Annotated in this window: 20 protein-coding genes; 19 read left to right on the top strand and 1 reads right to left on the bottom strand. The window is 57.6% G+C overall.

The window, feature by feature from the left end:
• The first annotated feature begins 4 nt into the window (after positions 1-4).
• From sctT to KVG88_RS24090, 18 genes are all read left to right on the top strand, one after another.
• Positions 5-811: a type III secretion system export apparatus subunit SctT gene (sctT, locus tag KVG88_RS24175; RefSeq protein ID WP_217872992.1), complete on the top strand. Its 807-nt coding sequence runs from the start codon at positions 5-7 to the stop codon at positions 809-811.
• Entirely contained in the window at positions 786-1,820 is a 1,035-nt protein-coding gene (locus KVG88_RS24170; protein ID WP_217872948.1) for an EscU/YscU/HrcU family type III secretion system export apparatus switch protein, read from the top strand. Before sctT ends, KVG88_RS24170 begins: the two co-directional genes overlap by 26 nt.
• 118 nt (positions 1,821-1,938) lie before the next feature.
• Complete coding sequence (sicA, locus tag KVG88_RS24165) at positions 1,939-2,421, top strand: type III secretion system translocator chaperone SicA (RefSeq protein WP_150701041.1); 483 nt, start codon at positions 1,939-1,941, stop codon at positions 2,419-2,421.
• Positions 2,422-2,423: 2 nt separating this feature from the next.
• Entirely contained in the window at positions 2,424-4,193 is a 1,770-nt protein-coding gene (gene sctE, locus KVG88_RS24160; protein WP_217872947.1) for a type III secretion system translocon subunit SseC family protein, read from the top strand.
• Between the two features lie 25 nt (positions 4,194-4,218).
• The gene (locus KVG88_RS24155) at positions 4,219-5,310 is read left to right on the top strand and encodes an IpaC/SipC family type III secretion system effector (protein ID WP_217872946.1); all 1,092 of its coding nucleotides are present in this window, start codon (positions 4,219-4,221) and stop codon (positions 5,308-5,310) included.
• 14 nt (positions 5,311-5,324) lie between these two features.
• Positions 5,325-6,380, top strand: a complete 1,056-nt coding sequence (locus KVG88_RS24150; protein ID WP_217872945.1) for an IpaD/SipD/SspD family type III secretion system needle tip protein — start codon at positions 5,325-5,327, stop codon at positions 6,378-6,380.
• Positions 6,381-6,549: 169 nt separating this feature from the next.
• A complete protein-coding gene (locus KVG88_RS24145; protein ID WP_150701045.1) occupies positions 6,550-6,807 on the top strand; it encodes an acyl carrier protein in 258 nt (85 codons plus the stop codon).
• 185 nt (positions 6,808-6,992) lie between these two features.
• Entirely contained in the window at positions 6,993-8,306 is a 1,314-nt protein-coding gene (locus tag KVG88_RS24140) for a winged helix-turn-helix domain-containing protein (RefSeq protein WP_217872944.1), read from the top strand.
• Positions 8,303-8,755, top strand: coding sequence for a transglycosylase SLT domain-containing protein (locus tag KVG88_RS24135; protein ID WP_217872943.1), 453 nt, complete (start codon positions 8,303-8,305; stop codon positions 8,753-8,755). Before KVG88_RS24140 ends, KVG88_RS24135 begins: the two co-directional genes overlap by 4 nt.
• 127 nt (positions 8,756-8,882) lie before the next feature.
• Positions 8,883-10,055, top strand: a complete 1,173-nt coding sequence (locus tag KVG88_RS24130) for a PrgH/EprH family type III secretion apparatus protein (RefSeq protein ID WP_217872942.1) — start codon at positions 8,883-8,885, stop codon at positions 10,053-10,055.
• A gap of 10 nt (positions 10,056-10,065) precedes the next feature.
• Positions 10,066-10,326 (top strand): type III secretion system needle filament subunit SctF, encoded by a 261-nt coding sequence (gene sctF, locus KVG88_RS24125; protein WP_217872941.1) that lies wholly within the window; start codon positions 10,066-10,068, stop codon positions 10,324-10,326.
• Positions 10,327-10,383: 57 nt separating this feature from the next.
• The gene (gene sctI / locus KVG88_RS24120; RefSeq protein WP_150701050.1) at positions 10,384-10,692 is read left to right on the top strand and encodes a type III secretion system inner rod subunit SctI; all 309 of its coding nucleotides are present in this window, start codon (positions 10,384-10,386) and stop codon (positions 10,690-10,692) included.
• Positions 10,689-11,411, top strand: coding sequence for an EscJ/YscJ/HrcJ family type III secretion inner membrane ring protein (locus KVG88_RS24115; RefSeq protein WP_150701051.1), 723 nt, complete (start codon positions 10,689-10,691; stop codon positions 11,409-11,411). Before sctI ends, KVG88_RS24115 begins: the two co-directional genes overlap by 4 nt.
• Positions 11,398-11,961, top strand: a complete 564-nt coding sequence (locus KVG88_RS24110; RefSeq protein WP_217872940.1) for an OrgA/MxiK family T3SS sorting platform protein — start codon at positions 11,398-11,400, stop codon at positions 11,959-11,961. Before KVG88_RS24115 ends, KVG88_RS24110 begins: the two co-directional genes overlap by 14 nt.
• Positions 11,933-12,652: an oxygen-regulated invasion protein OrgB gene (locus KVG88_RS24105; RefSeq protein ID WP_217872939.1), complete on the top strand. Its 720-nt coding sequence runs from the start codon at positions 11,933-11,935 to the stop codon at positions 12,650-12,652. The genes KVG88_RS24110 and KVG88_RS24105 overlap by 29 nt, the downstream gene beginning before the upstream one ends.
• A 7-nt stretch (positions 12,653-12,659) precedes the next feature.
• The gene (locus KVG88_RS24100; protein ID WP_225934127.1) at positions 12,660-13,076 is read left to right on the top strand and encodes a hypothetical protein; all 417 of its coding nucleotides are present in this window, start codon (positions 12,660-12,662) and stop codon (positions 13,074-13,076) included.
• Between the two features lie 46 nt (positions 13,077-13,122).
• Positions 13,123-14,511 (top strand): hypothetical protein, encoded by a 1,389-nt coding sequence (locus KVG88_RS24095; RefSeq protein ID WP_225934126.1) that lies wholly within the window; start codon positions 13,123-13,125, stop codon positions 14,509-14,511.
• An 83-nt stretch (positions 14,512-14,594) separates the two neighbouring features.
• Positions 14,595-15,614, top strand: a complete 1,020-nt coding sequence (locus KVG88_RS24090) for a quinone-dependent dihydroorotate dehydrogenase (RefSeq protein WP_150701055.1) — start codon at positions 14,595-14,597, stop codon at positions 15,612-15,614.
• Positions 15,615-15,842: 228 nt separating this feature from the next.
• Here KVG88_RS24090 and rmf read toward each other — a convergent pair whose 3' ends face one another.
• The gene (gene rmf, locus KVG88_RS24085) at positions 15,843-16,058 is read right to left on the bottom strand and encodes a ribosome modulation factor (protein ID WP_003223300.1); all 216 of its coding nucleotides are present in this window, start codon (positions 16,056-16,058) and stop codon (positions 15,843-15,845) included.
• A gap of 530 nt (positions 16,059-16,588) precedes the next feature.
• Between rmf and rlmKL the strand changes: the two genes are divergently transcribed.
• On the top strand, positions 16,589-18,859 hold the full coding sequence (gene rlmKL / locus KVG88_RS24080) for a bifunctional 23S rRNA (guanine(2069)-N(7))-methyltransferase RlmK/23S rRNA (guanine(2445)-N(2))-methyltransferase RlmL (protein WP_150701056.1): 2,271 nt from the start codon (positions 16,589-16,591) through the stop codon (positions 18,857-18,859).
• Positions 18,860-18,947 lie beyond the last annotated feature (88 nt).

Genomic DNA, 18,947 nt, shown 5'->3' with positions numbered 1-18,947 from the left:
CGCAATGTCGGTGACGCTGTTTTTTGATCTGTACGCCTGGTTCGCCGCCGCCATCCTGGGGGTGGCACGCCTGGCGCCGATTTTCTTCATGTTGCCGTTTCTCAACAGCGGAGTGCTCACGGGCGCACCGCGTCAGGCGGTCATTGTGCTGGTGGCGACGGGGTTCTGGGCATATGTCGGCGTACCGCTGCCGGCGCTCGACGGCTTGGCGTTCTTCGGCCTGGTGTTGCGTGAGGCCGGCATCGGGGTGCTGCTTGGCATCTTGCTGTGCTGGCCGTTCTGGGTGCTGCACGCCATGGGCAACCTGATCGACAACCAGCGCGGCGCGATGCTCAGTAGTACGGTGGACCCGGCCAACGGCGTCGATACTTCGGAGCTGGCGAATTTTCTCCAGTTGTTCGCTGCGGTGGTTTATCTCGAAGGTGGCGGCATGTTGTTGATGCTCGAAACCGTTGGTCACAGTTACCGTCTCTGCACGCCGGCCACGGGTTGCGAGATGCACCTGCCCTCAATCCTCAGCCTGCTCGATGCGCTGGTAAGCAAGACGCTGGTGATCAGCGCGCCGGTGGTAGCCACTTTGTTGGTCAGCGAGGCACTGCTTGGCTTGCTTTCGCGGTACGCGCCGCAAATGAACGCGTTCTCGGTGTCGCTGACGGTCAAGAGCCTGGTGGCACTGGTGGTGTTGATGTTGTATTTCGGCGTGCACCTGCCGGATGAAGTCCTGCGTATGGGCACGAAGTCCCAGGGACTGGAGCATTATCTGGGCCGCGAAGGGGAGGTCACCGATGTCGTCCAGCGCCTCGAAGACTGAGAAACCCACCGCCAAGCGACTGCGTGATGCGTCACGCAAGGGGCAGACGTTCAAGGCCAAGGATCTGGTGGTCACCTGCCTGACCCTCTGCGGCATCACCTACATGGTGTTCAACAGTTCATTGTTGGAGGTCATGGAAGTCTATCGGCGCATCATCGCCAGCGGCTTTGATGCCGACCTGCAAGCCTACTCGGCGATGCTGGTGGTGGTCGGGCTCAAGGCATTGCTGCCGTTGCTTTTGGTGTGCGTCTTGACCAGCGCATTGCCCGCGTTATTGCAAAGCGGTTTCGCCCTGGCCAGCGAGGCCTTGAAGCTCAACCTTGGTGCACTGAACCCGATTAATGGGTTCAAAAAACTGTTCAGCATGCGCACGGTCAAGGACACCGTCAAAGCGCTGCTGTACCTGGGTAGTTTTGCCTTGGCGCTGTGGATTGTCTGGATCACGCAACGGCAACTGCTGTTTGCCCAACTGTTCGCCCAGGCCCCTGACTTGTTCGCGATTTGGGGCCACTTGCTGCTGGTGCTGGTGCTGGCGTTCCTGGGGTGCGTGTTGCTGATCGTCTTGCTGGATGCGCTGAGCGAGTACTGGCTGTTCATGAAAGACCAAATGATGGACAAGGACTCGGTCAAGCGCGAACACAAGGAGCAGGATGGCAATCCGGAGATCAAGGGACGCCGACGCGATCTGCACCGGGAATTGCTGTCCGAGCAGGTCAAGTCCGACGTACGCAGTTCACGGATGATCATCGCCAACCCGACCCACATTGCCATCGGCGTGTACTTCCGTCCGGAAATCACCGTGTTGCCGTTCATCTCGCTGATGGAAACCAACCAGCGCGCCCTGGCGGTTCGAGCCTATGCCAAAGAGGTCGGTGTGCCGGTGATCAACGACGTGGCCCTGGCCCGACGAATCTTCAAGACCCACCAGCGCTACAGCTTCCTGCAGGTGCAGGAAGTCGAAGAAGTCTTGCGCCTGCTGATCTGGCTTGAGCAAGTCGAACACGCCTGATTTCTCATTTTTCCCTTTTCTCCGAACGTTGGCATGAGCGCAATTTGGCAGCGTGCATGCCAGCGCTTTGGCTCAATGCATTCGTCAGCAACGCTGACGTTTTTCAGGAGTGTGGCTGATGAGTCGCGACAAACAACAAGCTGAGCAAGTGGCCCTCGACGTCGTGGATGCGGTGCTGGGTGGTGCGGTATTGAAAGACGTGCAAGGCATCAGTGACGAGCACATGAGCAGTCTCTATGCCTTCGCGTTCCAGTTTTACGAGCAGGGGCGGCTGGACGATGCGGAAAAATTCTTCCACTTCCTGTGCATCTACGACTTCAACAACAGCCATTACTGGATGGGGTTGGCCGCCGTACACCAGCTCAAGCAGAACCACCAGAAAGCGATCGACCTGTATGCGATCGCCTTCGCCCAGGGCAACAACGACTACCGGCCCATGTTGTACACCGGCCAGTGCCACCTGGCGCTGGGCAAGGTCGGCAAGGCCCGGTTGTGCTTCGAGTACGTGCTTGATCAAGCCACGCAAGACGATTTGCGAGAACAGGCCCGGGTTTATCTCGACACCTTGGGCCACATAGAACAGGACTGTTCGGAGGACTGAACATGAGTGAAATCAGAAGTACCTTTAACCCTGCGTTTCAGGGGACGATGAGCCGTACTGAAGCGTTCGAAAAGTATGGCAAGGCTGCCAGCCAGGCTGCCCGGACGGTGGATTATCAAAAGGCCGGCCAAGAGGCGCTGGCGCGGTTGATGTCCGTGAACTATGAAAGTCCGCAGGGGCAATCCAGCGCTGGAACGGGAAGGCCTGTTCTGCAAGCGCCACCACCGCGCGCCGATGGCAACAAACAGGAAACCAACGGTGACCTGTTCACATTGTTGATGGCGATGATCAGCGAGTTGATTGGCGAAGTCGACGTCAACAAGCTGAAAAACCGCTTGGCGATGCTGCAAAGCATGGCCGGCGCCAAGCAGCAGGGGCATGAAAAACTGGCCGCTGAATACGCCGCCGCCGTCGAGGCGCTAGAGGCTGCCGAGGGCCAGGTCGGAAGCAGTCAGGAGCACCTCGATCAATTGCAGGAACGGGTTCTGCGTGCCCAAGGTTTGCTGGATGCAAGCGAAGCACGGTTGGCGGGGCTGGATCCTGAATCACCGGAGTACGCCGAGGAACTGGCGCTGCGCGACAAGCTTAAAGGTGAGCTGGCAGGTCATACCCAGACGCTGCAAAAAGCAGCCGATGCCCACTTGAAGTTGATCGAGGTCGCCAATGCCTGCGCCAGAACGCTGGCTGCCGTAACCGTGAAGGTTCAGGAAGCGGGACTCGCTGGGCCGTCGGTGAAGGAGTCCAACGAAAAAGCGCTGAGCAGCAGCGCACTGGCACTGTTGAACCGTTTGAAGATCATCGAGTTATTGGGTGAGTCGGCTCAGACCAAGGAAGAGCTCAATCAGGAGTTGTTCCAGGAGCTGCAAGCCAGGCTTCAGGAACACATGAAGCTGGAGTCGGAAAAGTACCTCGAAGAAGTCCGCAAGGCCGAGGCGCTCCAGAAGACCATGGGCTGCATTGGCAAGATCGTCGGCGCGATATTGACCGTTGCGACCATCGCTGCCGGTGTATTGACGGCCAACCCGGTGCTGATCGCGGTGGGGGTCATTGGCGCGGCAGTGATGATTTCCGACGCAGTGGTCCAGCAAGCGACCGGCGTGTCGTTCATGGCCGAAGCCATGAAGCCGCTGACCACGGTCATGCAGGAAGCCATCAAGCTCTTCACCGAGATTTACACAAAATTGCTGGTGGCGTTTGGCGTCGATCCGGAGACCGCCAAAGACATCGCGCAAATCGCCGGCATGATCCAGGGGATTGCGGCCACGTTGGCGGCCATTGCATTGGTGGCGGTGGTCGGGGCTCAAGTGGTTGGGCCAATGGTCGGCGCGATCGCTTCGAAACTTTCCTCAATGATTGCCAATGCCGCGCCCGCCGCGATGCAGGCGTTCAAGCAGGTGGCTTCCTCGGTCAGCCATTCACTGACACAGATGCTGACTCAATTGCGCAGTTTCATCACCAATGGCGCCGATGCCGTGTCGTTGGCTCGTTATGCGGCCAATCTGCAAACGGCTCAGGCGGTGACCGAATTCGGCAATGTGGCGGTGCAGGGTGGCTTGCAGATCCGCAGCGGCGTGCATCAAGCCCAGGCAGCCGAGCATCTGGCTGACGTGCGCGTGCGCATGGCAATCAGCGAAGAGATCACGTCCTACCTCTCTCGATTGGTTGAGGACTACGGCCAGTCAATGCAGGTGCGCACCCGACAAATCGAACAGGTCTTTGCCGACATGCAACGCAGTCATTCCGTCAGTCTGCAAATAGCCCGGCACGTTTGAACTCACTGATTAAAGGTAAAGAATCATGACCACTATTCTCAACATGGCCAGGCCTGTACTGCCTTACGATCCGGTCAACAACTCAGGCTCTGACAAGTTGATCGCTCAGGAACAACGCTCAAAAGAATTCAAAGGCAAGACTCTTTCAGGTTCGGCGTTTCACCAGCAGATCACCGACAAACAAATTCTTCAGCGTGGCCACTTTTCGGCACCTACGGCTGCGGAGCTCGAAAGAGCCGTCAGCGCCTATCAACCCGGCGATTCGGACTGGCAGGACCTCATCGCGACGTCGACGATGCTCAGTGATGAAGTGCGCAACGATCTGGTATTTGATCCCGGTGCCTGGGAAAAACACGCCAATGTCTTGGTCGCCGCAATCATCGCGCTGAACATCGCCCGAGTCGCCAACGCGCAACTGCGCGGGCACTTCAGTGTCATGGCCGCTGATGCTGCCAAGGCCCAGGGTGCCGCCATCGTAGAGTCCGGCAAGGCCGCGCTCAACAGCGCCATCACTGCCGCCGTGGTGTCTGGAGCAATCTCCGGTTTTGCCATGTTCAAAACCTTTCAGGGTCAGGGACTCAAACATGCGGATATCAATCTGCATAAACAGAACAGCCTGGACGCCGGCAACATTGAGCGCGACCTCAGGCAGCAGCGCAGTCGCGATGACTGGGACAGCCAAGCGACCTATAAAATAAAAACCTTCGATGAGTTTGGCCGGACGAAGACAGTCGACTTCAAGCCCAAAGGGTCGACTCTGACTTCTCAAGAGCAAGCCTGGTTTGACGGTGAAATCCTCAAGGCACAGAAAGTCGGACAAACCTCCGACTGGCTGAGCCAGATGGGCAATAAGGGCATTGAGAAGAAGTTGGAAATCGGCCGTGCGCTCAGCACGATGTCGATGAGCTTGAGTCAAGTCGTGTCCAGCATGGTGCGCATCTCCGAGTTTGCTGCGCGAGAACAAGAGGTACTACAGCAAAGCGCACAAAACACTCAGAAGAGCCTGAGCGATGAGGTCGGTCAGAAAGACTCGGCAGACGGCGCATTGCTGCAAAAACTCATGGACATGGTGATGCAGATACTCCAGTCGCGCATTGATGTCATTGGCCGGGTCTGAGTGAGGAAACCAATATGAGAATTTCGGATTTCACCCCACCAGGAAGTAGACCACCAGCGGATTACAACCGGGTTGCCGAAGTGCCGCTGACCCCCGAAATACCCACCGAAATGCACGCTGCATTTTCCATCGCACTGTTGCTTGAACGTGCGGTAAAAAACCTGAATCGCAATCATGACAATATGCTCAAGTGCCCAGCGGCAATTACCAAGGGCCCTGAAGGCGGTTCAGCCGAATTTGTAGAGCAAATCCAGGCTAAACGCGTTCGATGGGAAATGTGGGCACAGCAATTGCGACAGTGTGGAAAAGTGTTTACCCATTGCGGTGAAACACTGCCGATGGAACAACGTCAGCAACTCTACAATGAGCAAGTTCGTATTTTCGATGGCCTGAGGCGAATGCCGGTGCCGGACGAAATGACTGACGAGTTCGGAGCGGGAGCGAATTCTTCAAGCGAGTTTTTCGACAAGCTGCTCGAACTCATCGATTTGATCAAAAACGGTTACCTGGCCGGTTATGAACACATCATCTCGGCCTATTCGGACTTCTTCTCCGACTTCAATGCGGAAATTACGGCGAAGTTGAAAGACTGGATCGTGGGCGTCGACGACGGCAAGAAAGTTGAGATCAATCTGGGCGCATTGCGGGCCGCGCTCGATAACTTGATTGCAAAGTACACCCACCCCAACCCTGCATCCGTGCTGTTCCCTGAACCAGGCAAAGGAGGGGCGACCCGGGAAGAGGCGGAGAAGTGGCGCGAAGCGCTGGGTTTGCCTGCCGATTGCCTCAAGCAAAACCAAGACGGGACTTATTGCGTTGTTATGGACTTGGCCCCGTTGAAAACCATGAGGCACAGCGTGGCAACGGGTACGGTAACGCAGTGGGATACGGCAAGATTCCAGGCCTGGCAAACTGGCTTCAACGCTCAGGAAGAACGTATGAAGAATACATTGCAATCCTTCACGCAGAAGTATTCGAACGCTAACTCTTATCACGATAACTTCAATAAAACCTTGTCTTCACATTTGAACCAATTCGCAGATATGTTGAAGGCGATGTTGAATTTTTGATGCAAAAGCATCTTGCGTCAGAGGGAAACAAATTTTTATTGGGGAAGGCATTGCTCCGGTTTATTTAAGCCGGAGGCTTTGCCGGCGCACATTTGTGTAGCAGCTGCCGAATGCAGCCATCGGCAGCTGCGACAGGTGGTGTTAAATGTTTGTCAGGGGGGAATGTCCAATGGTTGAATTTGGGCTCGAGCGTGAAGTCATAAAAGTCTTGTCAGATTATTTTTCAGTCGCTCGGGGAACGATAGAGTCCGATTCGCGATTAGTGGAAGACTTGTATGTCGATTCCGTGGGCATGATCGAAATCGTTATGGCGTTAAATGAAAAGTTTGGCATTGATCTGCCAGACGGAGGGGTGGAACGGTGGAGAACTGTGGGTGATATTTATGAACTGGTTAAAATCACAAAATCGATGGGGCCGCAAAATTAAGAATACCAATATTAGCTGGTGAAATTTCCTACAAGCTAAGTCGTGTTTTCGTTTAGCTATATCAGTCTCTGCCTTACGGATAGCTCCCACTCAACTTCCTATAGTCACGGTGCTTTTCATTTCGAGCCTGGCCCCTCTCAGGCTCGATTGCGTTTCAGTACCTTTCTATAGAGAAGTCTCAAAGTATGGACAGTGCCACTGACCCATTGCCGGTCCAGTCATATGTTTTTGACCACTGGCAACTGCAAAGCGATGGAACGCTGATGCGAGATGGACAAGGAGTCCATGTCCCTCCAAAAGAATTAAGTGTTTTACGTTTGCTGCTCGGTTCGGCGGGCACGGTGATCACCAAGGATCACTTGCTGGACAAAGTCTGGCCCGAAGCCGATGCGGCTGAAGAGTCTTTGACCCGCTGCATTTATGCGTTGCGTAAGCTACTCAAGGAGAACAAGGATTTCATTGCGACGGTGTATGGCCAGGGTTATAGGTTCACCTGTGCGGTTGTCGAGCTCGAGACGCCTGGCCAGACGAGGATTGCGGCACCGACGTTGGCTGTTTTGCCTTTTCGTAATCTGGACGAGGCCGCGGCTCTGGATTTGCAGGATGCAATGATCCGTCATTTGACTATGGCGTTCGGCGAGGCGCTGCACGTCATGCCCTCGGGATTGATGGCGGCTTACGGCCAACCGCTCGATGTGGGGGCGCTGGTTGGGCAATTGTCTATCGATTACTGCCTGAGCGGGCGCTTTACCGGATCGGGTGAGCGTCAGCAATGGTCGATTGAACTGATCCGCGATCATTCTTTGCTTCATGGACAGACGCTGGACGCAGGTGATTTGGGCGAGGGCCTTGGCGCATTGACGTGCCTGGTGGCGCAGTACACTCCCGGCTTGCGTCCTGTCAGGAATACCTGTGATTCATACCCGGCCGCCGTGGCCTATCTGCGCGGTTTGTGCAGCGTGCAGCAGCACACTGCACAGAGTCTGCGCGATGCCTTGATACAGTTTCGCCACTGTTTGCAGTTGGCTGAAAACTACACAGCGGCTTGGTGCGGTTTGGCGGATGTCTGGCTGGGGAAAGCCATGCTTGGTCTGTGCGCGCTGGATCGCGCTGTTGATGAGGCGTACGGCATGGTTTCCCGAGCCTTGTCGCTGGACCCCGCCAACCATCAGGCGCTTGTGCGGCTTGCCTTGCTGACCAGTCTTCGTGGTTGCGAAGAGGCTGCCAAGGTGCTGTTTCGGCGCTGCTTGCTGCACGTCGAACAGGCTGATGTTCACTTCTTCCACGCTTGGCATCATTGGTTCTGGCGGCGCAACGAGCAGGCGGCGCAAAGTCTCGAAAAGTGTCTTCGATATGACCCCGACTGCGTGCGAGCGACGATTTTCAAGGACCGTATTGCACTGGCAAGCAACCACGCGGATGTCGTGCTCATGGGCCGACAAACTTTGCAAACCAGCGAAAAGGCGTCTACGCCCGATAGTTTGCGGTGTCTGGCATGAGTCGGCGTGCATTCCAGCCGATCCTTATGCTGATGTGCCTTGGCTCCGGAACCGTTCATGCGTATTGCTGGCATTCGGCGGGTGAGAAACATGCCATTGAACCAATGCTGCTGCGAGCGATTGCCGATGTTGAGTCGGGCCAATCGGCGAATGCCATGAACTACAACAAGGACGGCACGCGCGACATCGGGTTGATGCAAATCAACAGCCATCATCTTCCACGCTTAAGTGCGCAGGGCATTACCGAGCAGCGCTTGCTGGAGGAACCTTGCCTGTCGGTTGAGGTGGGTGCATCGGTGCTGGCCGATTTTATCGCCCGTTACGGCTACAACTGGACGGCAGTGGGCGCCTACAACGCTGGCAACTCTCCGCATCGGCAAGCCGCGCGTCTTCGTTATGCGCGCAAGGTCTGGCAGCGCTATGAGGTGTTTACCCAGGCTCGACCATGACGGTGTCATGCCAGGCTGGCTGTGGATTCTGATCTCCTGCCGGGAACAATCGGCAGAATTTGATCAGGAATCCAGCGGTGGGGTTTTCTACCATGCCCGTTCATTTTATAGCTCTGGAGCTTGAACGGTGACAGTCCTCACGGCCCCCGCCCAACAGCCCTGCGTTCTACGGATACTCAATGGTCCGTTGCAAGGCTGCGAGTTTCCCCTCGGCGAAACCACGACCTTGTTCGTGGTAGGCGCCGTGGATCTGTTGGGGCAGGGGGCACTGACTGCCAGCGTGCCTGGCGATACCATCTTTATTCCGCTGGAAGAGGGTGGCTGCAATTTTGAGGTGTTGGCCGACCAGGTCACGTCGGATGGCTTGCCGGTGCGGCTGCTTGATGAGTCTGCGCAAGTACGTCACTGCGCTTTCCAGCAAAGGATTCAGGTTGGCGGCTTGCACATTGCCCTGCGCCCTGAAGACCAATCCTGGGCACCTGAATTGCTTGGGCAGCCAGCCCGTGCATCATCCGATGTGAATGTCGTTAAGTGTTGGCGTACACCGTTGACGCCATGGGTCGCCGGTGGAGTGGCGCTGGCTGCGCTGGTCGCCTCAACCAGCCTGTTGTCGATACCCGACCCGGCACCTGAAACCGACATCCGCGCGTTGATCACCGGAGCCAGTGCGGAGGCCAAAGTATTGAGCGGCCGTGACGATTCGATTTATGTGTTCGTCGCTTCCGAACGCGATGCCGGTTGGAGTCGGCAGGTGCTGGTGCGCCACCACACTCTGAGCGGCAAAGTGTTGGTGATGGATCAGGAGCGGCGTCGACTGGAACAGTTGCTGGTCGACCATGATCCGCAATTGGCCTGGCATTCCCTTGATCTCAAGGACCCGTCACAACCTCGACTGCTGCTCAGCGCCCAGCGCAATCTGCTCACGCCTGACAAGCAGGCAAAACTGATCAAGGCATTGCTCGCGGCCGCGCCCTATGCCCGGGATATTTCAGTGCAAATGCAGGATGACAACTTGCTCGCCGATCTGGCGCAGGAAGGCTTGCAACGTCTTTCGCTGAGCTTCAGCCGCGCTGAGCACGAGGGCAGTGTCACATTTGCCGTGACAGGCAATTTGCAGGATTCCGAACTGGCCGCCGCTCGTCATTACGTCGACAGCTTTTATCGGCAGTGGGGCGATCGCTACGTGAGTTTCTCGGTCGAGCTCAAAGACGAATCGCTCAAGCACAAGTCGTTTCAAACCGGCCCCCAGGGCTACATCAAGATGACGTCGTCATCCTGGCATTTTCCAACACAACACTAATAGGTGATTCATGTCTGGTATTGGTATTCCGATCGACTTTTCCGACGACTTTCTCGGGCGTCAGGCCGCAGCGTTCGAACTCGGTGCAGAAAATCTCAAGATAGCCCTGGACAAGGCCCTGGACGAACTCGAGGACGATGCTTCCGACCCCGCGAAGCTGGCGGCCTACCAGGCAGCCTTCTCTTCGTACACGGTATTCCGTAACGCCCAGACCAATACGATCAAGGGTTTCAAGGACATCGACATGGCGATTATCCAGGCGGCTCGCTGATTCTTTCTTTTCACCGGCCATCGGGTACGTGTCGATGGCCTTTCTTGAGTGCATCGCATGTCTATTCAAAACATTTCCCAGGCCTTCGTTGACCGGACAGCATTCACTGAATTGCGTGGTCCGCAGGAAGGCCCGGTGGTCTCCCTGGAGTCTCGATTGATCGAAGCGTTCGCCGGGTCTGCGGTCAACAGCGAACAGGAAGTCTCGGCGATCAATCAGTTGATGCAGCGCCCGGATATCACCAGTCCTGAATTGCTGACTCAGTTGCAGGAACAGGTGGGGCAGTACAACGTCGATATCAACTTGCTTAACGTGCTGGTTCGCAAAGCGGTTGGTACGGCTGAAACTCTGTTGCGTGCGTCATGAAGGCAGGCGCGTTACTCATATTGGTGTGTCTGGCGTTGATCGGTTGCCGGCAACCGAATCTGCTCGAAGGGCTGGACCAGTTGCAGGCCAATGAAGTGCTTTCGGTTCTGCAACGCAACAACATCGCGGCGGTAAAAGTGGACACCGGCAAGACCGGTTATGCAGTGAAAATCGATCAGCTCGATTTTTCCGCTGCTGTCGACTTGCTCAACCTCTACTCATTGCCTTCTCGGCCACGCTTGCAAGTGGCAGAGATGTTTCCTGCCGACTCGCTGGTGGCCTCGCCCCGCGCTGAAAAGGCTCGGCTTTATTCGGCGCTGGAACAGAGAATGGAACAGTCGCTGGGTGTGCTCGAAGGTGTGGTTTCAGCGCGGGTGCATGTCAGTTACGACGTGGATGCCGGCGAAGGCGGGCGCAAGTCACCGCCCATTCACCTCTCAGCGGTGGCGATCCATGAGCGCGACGTCGAACCGCAGTTGCTGATCACCGACATCAAGCGTTTTCTCAAGAACAGTTTTGCGGCGGTCGAGTACGAGAACATCTCGGTGGTGCTGTCCAAGCGTTCGCCCACCCAGCATGTCGCGCCGTCCGCGATCGCCAGGCAAGGGCATTCGCAGTGGCTGTGGTTGTTGGCCGCTGCGAGCGGGTTGCTGTTGGCCACTGGCGCAGCCTGGATCTATCACCAGTCCAACAAAGGGCCGCGTGATGTCGCACGCTGAATGTTTGCGGCGGATTCTCGTCGAACCACTCTTTTATCTGCACCCGCAACGCCTGACTTTACCGGCGGGATTCGACGGGCCTGAGGCGCGAGACCTGCTTAACGGCGTATTGCTTGAAGGGCTTGAAACAGGGGCTCCTCCAGCAACGCCGCTGACCGCCGTGGCGAAGCAATGGGTGCTTCATTGGCGACATTTGCCTTACATCGCGAGGCTGATGGGTGCTTACCGGCTGATGCCGGATCTGGCGCAAGGCGCTGCGCTGCTGCGGTTGCCACTGTCGTTGCGCCAGTTCGCCGGTTATCGCTTGGGGCCTCGAGGCGACCTGCCAATCGAGTGCTTGCCCGTTTCCTTGGAACAGGTCGAAGCCGCTGGCCTCAATGCATTGTGGAGCTGGTGCGAGCAGGTGCCGCCCCTGTTGCTCGAGCGTTTGATCCTGCAATTTTCCGAACCGGTTGTTCGCTTGCACAGGCAATGGCCGATCACAGAACCCGATCCAGCTCTTTTCTTCTTGGCGGTGCAACATGCTCGACGCTATCCGAACCCTGACTGAACTCCCCGATTCCCACTCTGTGCATTTGTCCCGCGAGGACATTTCCGCCACCCGTCAACGCCGTACTTTGCAGCGTCAGGCTCAGCGTTGGGCGCGTGATTGCGTCGACCAGGCCCGGCACGATGCCGAAGCGGTGCATGCCGAGGCTTTTCAGCGAGGCTATGCCGAGGGCATTTTGCGCGCGAGCGAACATCTGGCTGAGGGGTTGCTGGAGTCGCAGGCATTGGGGCAGAAACTGCGTCAAGAACTCGCACAAGCCGCTCGCGGATTGCTCGCAGAAGCACTGAGTCGGCCCGAATGGCTGGACGAAATGCTCGAGCGCTGGCTGGCCACGCAGTCGGTCGATTCGGTTGCCGTGCTGCATGTGCTGCTTCCACTGCATTGCCAATCCCGGAGCGATGAACTGCGCGAGCGACTGAAAAGACTGTGGCCTGGCGAAGTGATCGTCGACTATCACCCGCAGGAACGTTATGTGGTACGCCTGGCTGACCAACTGCTCGAATTCGATACTGAAACGAGCCGCCGACGATTGGAACCACGGTTGCTGGCATGCGTCGAGAATCTGCCGGAGTCGGTTCGTGCTTTGGACCAGAGTGCAATTCAGGCGCTCACGGCGCTGTGTTCCTCGTTCACCGAGCGCAATGCCGGTTTCACGCCAGCTGCCCGTCCCGAGGTGAGCCATGAGGGTTGATAGTTTGATGGGGCTCAGCGCGCTCAAGCAGCAGGGCGCCGAGGTTGAGACGCTTGAGTCACGTCTCCTTGCTGTCGATCAGAGTGCGTCCGAAAACAGGCGCCCGGACCCTGAATTCGAGCGCTTGTATCAACAGCTGTTAACCATGGAGGGCCAGGGCGAAAAGGCGATCTACGATTTTCTCCGCTCGCTGCGCAGCGCAGACGGCACCTCTGCCGCCTACCCGACGGCCCGGGCACTGATGGCCGTCACCCTTCAGGTGTTGGTTCGTCTGAAAGAGGAGAAGCTGGAAGACTCGCAGCTGTTCAAGGAAATGCGTGCAGCCAACAGCCTGGCATTCAGCATGGATGTCTTCGTCAAAGGTTTCATGCGTGAAGTGTTTGAGCCGATGGGGGATGACGCGTGGGAAAAGATTGAGTGGTGAGAGATGACAACACTCGTGGCAACGTCATCAATGAAAAAGGAAAGTCATGATGGTTCAATCGATTGCCGGATTGACAACACGCGTCATCGCATTACCCGATAGCCTCTGTGCAGTCAGTGCGTCGCCGGCGCGCTGCACAGTGGAGTTGCAGGACCCTTCACTGCTGGGTTCATCATCCCGGTTTCAAGTAGCCAAATTGGGGACGGCGCGACAAAACGCTGTGGGAATGCAGCACATGAGTCGTGCGATGACGACTCATTTTGAAGAGAGTTATCGCCAGCTTGGCGAGATAGACCAGGATGCAGTGGGACGGGTCAACGCATTCGTTGATCAACGGTGTTTACCCAGGGAGCGGATCAATCAAGAGTTGTTTGATCGGGTAAAGGTGTTAGATGCGGCAGATGACACGCGAACCCGTGAAAGCCGAATGCAAACCGTGCTCCAGGCAGGCATGGAATGGCTCGAAGCCGCCAAAGGGCCTGGGCTCAATTTGCTCAATGCCGCCGGGCGTACGGGATTGATTGTCGCGCTGACCACTGTGCTGCGGCAGGTGGTCAGCTATCACGTCGAACAAGCATTGCGCGAAGGCGATTCGCCTGAGGCGTCTCGAGCATGGGCGGTGGTCGCGCTGACCATGATCGGACCGGCGCTGACTTTGTTGGGTGCGATTCGAAATGAGCGCGACGGGACCGCCAGTCCAGCGTCGCGTCTGGGGCGCGTGTGCATGGCCAGCATAACGATGGGCGCGCTGATTGCCGCGCATATCACGGGAGCCGCCAGTACTTTGCTGCCGACGGTGATTGGCGGCTCTGTTTATACACTGGCCAGAGGATTGGCCAATGTTGTCATTCCTTTGCAGGACAATGCGGGGCCCACAAATCCCAAGGCCGCGGGAGCCACGACTGCGGCCTATGGTGCGGCCCAGTTTTTACTGGCAGAGCTGGGTCAGCTCGCACCGCTCAGCGGCCCGGCCAGGGCTGCGGCTGGACTTGGTTACAACCTGGGTGCCGATGCGATCCAGGGGGCGATAAACGGGTTTGCCATGGCCTTGGACGACGTCGTCTCGATTCTTTGCAAAAGTTGGCAGGTGCTGTCTCCGAATCCGGGGTTGGACTCGGTTTTTTCCGACCCGCAATCATTGCAGCAAATCGTTCTGCAGGTACGTGCCGGCGTTCAGCAACCGACCCGAACGCAGTTGGCGGATGCGCTTTTCAACATTGGGGCGCTCCGCCTCTCGGCGGGTCATGCCATCTCATTGGTGGTGGGGGCGGTAGCGACGTTGCTCAGTGATAGCGAGGTCGATGCCGGTTATGAGGGGCATATCCTGAACGGCTGTCTCGCGCTGATGGCAATGATCATTTACTTTCCGCTGGTGTTCGGCATTACCAAACGTACCGACAACCACTACGCGGTACAGGAGACTGCCGGGCCTTGATCACGGCAAAGAGATCGCCTGTCAACATCAACCCCGGCTATAATCGCCGCCTCAATTTGCCGCCAATCGAGTCAAACCCGCCCATGTACACCCTGGCCCGTCAGCTGTTGTTCAAACTTTCCCCGGAAACTTCCCACGATCTGTCCCTGGACCTGATCGGCGCGGGCGGGCGTCTGGGGCTCAACGGCTTGCTGTGCAAGGCCCCGGCCAAGAAGCCGGTGACCGTCATGGGGTTGGACTTCCCCAATCCGGTGGGTTTGGCAGCGGGTCTGGACAAGAACGGCGCGGCCATCGACGGCTTTGCACAGCTGGGTTTCGGTTTTGTCGAAATCGGCACCGTTACCCCGCGCCCGCAGCCGGGCAACCCAAAACCACGCTTGTTCCGTCTGCCGGAAGCCGAGGCGATCATCAATCGCATGGGCTTTAACAACCTCGGCGTTGATCACCTGCTGGCCCGCGTCGCAGCGGCCAAGTACAAGGGCGTGCTGGGAATCAATATCGGCAAGAACTTTGATACGCCGGTTGAGCGTGCGGTCGACGATTACCTGATTTGCCTGGACAAGGTTTACGCCCACGCCAGCTATGTGACGGTCAATGTCAGCTCGCCGAACACGCCAGGCCTGCGCAGCCTGCAGTTTGGCGACTCGCTCAAGCAACTGCTGGCCGACCTGGCGACTCGCCGTGCGGAACTGGCGCTGCGTCACGGCAAGCACGTGCCGTTGGCCATCAAGATCGCCCCGGACATGACCGACGAAGAAACCGCGCAGGTTGCGCAAGCGTTGATCGAAACCGGAATGGACGCGGTCATCGCCACCAACACCACCCTGAGCCGCGTCGGCGTCGAAGGCATGGAGCATGGTGACGAGGCGGGCGGTCTGTCCGGCGCACCGGTTCGCGACAAGAGCACGAATACCGTTAAGGTGCTGGCGGCGGAGTTGGCCGGTCGTTTGCCGATCATTGCGGCCGGTGGCATTACCGAAGGCAAACATGCGGCAGAGAAGATCACGGCGGGCGCGAGCCTGGTGCAGATCTACTCCGGCTTTATCTATAAAGGCCCGGCGTTGATTCGCGAGTCTGTCGACGCCATCGCAGCGCTACGCTGATCCTTCGTAGGAGTTGCCGAAGGCTGCGATCTTTTGATCTTGTCTTTTAAAAAGCAAAATCAAAAGATCGCAGCCTTCGGCAGCTCCTACAGGGGAACGGTTTTTTTACAGGCATAAAAAAGGGCCCCTTTAAAGGAGCCCCTGGGCCGTAGCCCGCCGTCCGGATGGGACGTGCGTGGTTAATTCAGTACAAAATCAGATTGTCGTGTCGGAGTGTTGTGCCCTGTGTTAGCCGACGGCGTGAAGTTCGTTGAGTCTGTGGATTCCCGCAGTGCCGGTCATACCGTCCCAGTTGTCGCCGCGTCCTTCTCGCCAGCCGTTAATCCAGGCTTGACGTACCGACGGTAGAGTAAATGGGCAAAGCTCACGGGATTTGCCACCAACGCCATATTGATATCCGCGCAAAAATGCTCTTTCCAACGGATCACGCTTAAGTCTTCTCATAGGGTATTGCCCTCACTTGTTGACTGTATGTATCGCGTCGACCTCTATTGAGGTCAGGCAGAAAAACTCTGCCGTTGGGGGCTCGTTGCCGGCGTGACGAGCCAAGGTGTTGGCGTCATTGCGGCGCCAACCTGAGTTGAGTTCTAACCAATGCGTCACATCGAGGGAATGATCGTTTTGTCATAAGGACGTAACTGTTCATGTGCTAAGGCCATAAGTAACTGGATGTTCGCTGCGTATTTTTTAGGCAAACCCCGGTATGATCGGCCCTGCACAGGATGATCAGGTTAATTCTTTGGTGAGAATGCCTCCCGTTGCCGGGAAGGACTATTCGACGAAGGGTCGACTTATGTCATTTTGTTGCATCAACTTTTTTATCTGTCCTTGCATCTAAGCTCATTTAACCCGGGCAGCAGGGGTGGAACGGCACACCTTCGTGCCACGCGGGCGCTCTTCGAGAAAAGCGCCTGATTGAAAACCGGGCCGGCAATGCGTTGTCGGTCCACTCAGCCAAAGGCTCTTGAATTCTCATGTCCGATCGTTTCGAACTCTTCCTCACTTGCCCAAAAGGCCTTGAAGGCCTGCTCATCGAGGAAGCCGTCGGGCTTGGCCTTGAGGAAGCACGTGAGCACACCTCTGCCGTGCGCGGCATGGCCACCATGGAAACCGCTTATCGCCTGTGCCTGTGGTCGCGTCTGGCCAACCGGGTCTTGCTGGTGCTCAAGCGTTTCCCGATGAAGGACGCCGAGGACCTCTATCACGGCGTGCTCGACATCGAGTGGCAAGACCATATGCTCAATGACGGCACCCTGGCCGTCGAATTCAGCGGTCACGGCTCCGGCATCGACAACACCCATTTCGGCGCGTTGAAGGTCAAGGACGCCATCGTCGACAAACTGCGCACCCCGCAAGGCGACCGTCCGTCGATCGACAAACTCAATCCGGACCTTCGCATTCACCTGCGCCTGGACCGTGGCGAAGCGATTCTCTCCCTCGACCTGTCGGGCCACAGCCTGCACCAGCGCGGCTATCGCTTGCAGCAAGGTGCGGCGCCGCTGAAGGAAAACCTCGCGGCCGCGATCCTGATCCGTTCCGGCTGGCCACGCATTGCGGCCGAAGGCGGCGCGCTGGCCGACCCGATGTGCGGTGTGGGTACGTTCCTCGTTGAGGCAGCGATGATCGCCGCCGATATGGCGCCGAACTTGCGTCGTGAGCAGTGGGGCTTCACTGCCTGGCTGGGTCACGTACCGGCGTTGTGGAAGAAATTGCATGAAGAAGCGTCCGAGCGCGCTGCCGCCGGTCTGGCCAAGCCACCGCTGTGGATTCGCGGATACGAAGCCGACCCACGCCTGATTCAACCGGGCCGCAACAACGTCGAGCGTGCCGGCCTGAGCGAGTGGATCAAGATCTATCAGGGCGAAGTCGCGACGTTCGAGCCGCGTCCGGACCAGAACCAGAAAGGCCTGGTCATCTGCAACCCTCCGTACGGCGAGCGTCTGGGCGACGAGGCGAGCCTGCTCTACCTCTACCAGAACCTCGGCGAGCGTCTGCGTCAGGCCTGCCTGAACTGGGAAGCGGCGGTGTTCACTGGCGCGCCGGACCTGGGCAAGCGCATGGGCATTCGCAGCCACAAGCAGTATTCGTTCTGGAACGGCGCCTTGCCGTGCAAGCTGCTGCTGATCAAAGTGCTGCCGGACCAGTTCGTCACTGGTGAGCGCCGCACCCCGGAACAACGTCAGGCCGAGCGTGAGCAGGCGGCCTACGATGAGGCGCCGAGCGTGCCGCAAGAGCGCCAGTACAACAAAAACGGCAACCCGATCAAACCGGCTCCCGCCCCGGCCCCGGTGATCGAGCAGCCGCGCCTGAGCGAAGGCGGGCAGATGTTTGCCAACCGCCTGCAAAAAAATCTCAAGGCTATGGGCAAGTGGGTCAAGCGTGAAGGCATCGATTGCTACCGCGTGTATGACGCTGACATGCCGGAATACTCCATGGCCATCGACCTGTATCACGATTGGGTCCACGTCCAGGAATACGCCGCGCCGAAATCCATCGATCCGGAAAAAGCCTCGGCGCGCATGTTCGATGCGCTGGCGGCGATTCCGCAGGCCTTGAACATCGACAAGAGCCGCGTGGTGGTCAAGCGCCGCGAGCGTCAGAGTGGCACCAAGCAGTACGAGCGCCAGGCTGCACAAGGCAAGTTCGTCGAGGTCAATGAAGGCGGGATCAAGCTGTTGGTGAACCTCACCGACTACCTCGACACCGGCCTGTTCCTTGACCACCGTCCGATGCGCATGCGCATTCAGAAAGAGGCGGCCGGCAAGCGCTTCCTCAATCTGTTCTGCTATACCGCGACCGCCAGCGTGCACGCGGCCAAGGGCGGCGCGCGCAGCACCACCAGCGTTGACCTGTCGAAAACCTACCTCGACTGGGCGCGTCGCAACTTGTCGCTGAACGGTTTCTCCGACAAGAACCGTCTGGAGCAGGGCGATGTGATGGCCTGGCTCGAAGCCAGCCGTGACGAGTACGACCTGATCTTCATCGATCCGCCGACGTTCTCCAACTCCAAGCGCATGGAAGGCATCTTCGACGTGCAGCGTGATCAGGTGCAGTTGATCGACCTGGCCATGGCGCGCCTGGCCCCGGGCGGGGTGTTGTACTTCTCCAACAACTTCCGCAAGTTCGAGCTGGAGCCCAACCTCAGCGAGCGTTACGCGGTCGAAGAGATTTCCGCCCAGACCATCGATCCGGATTTTGCCCGGAACACCAAGATCCATCGCGCCTGGAAAATCACGGCCCGCTGACACTTGGTCTGCTTGGATCCACAGAGCCTTGATTTTAAAAGGCTCTGCGGGTTCTTTCAGGACTGGTCAAATTAGTGGCTAATAGCTA

The sequence above is a fragment of the Pseudomonas azerbaijanoccidentalis genome (assembly GCF_019145495.1).
Lineage (GTDB): Bacteria > Pseudomonadota > Gammaproteobacteria > Pseudomonadales > Pseudomonadaceae > Aquipseudomonas > Aquipseudomonas azerbaijanoccidentalis.
Note: the sequence above shows the minus strand (reverse complement) of the source record. Positions and strands in the feature narration are given on the sequence as shown.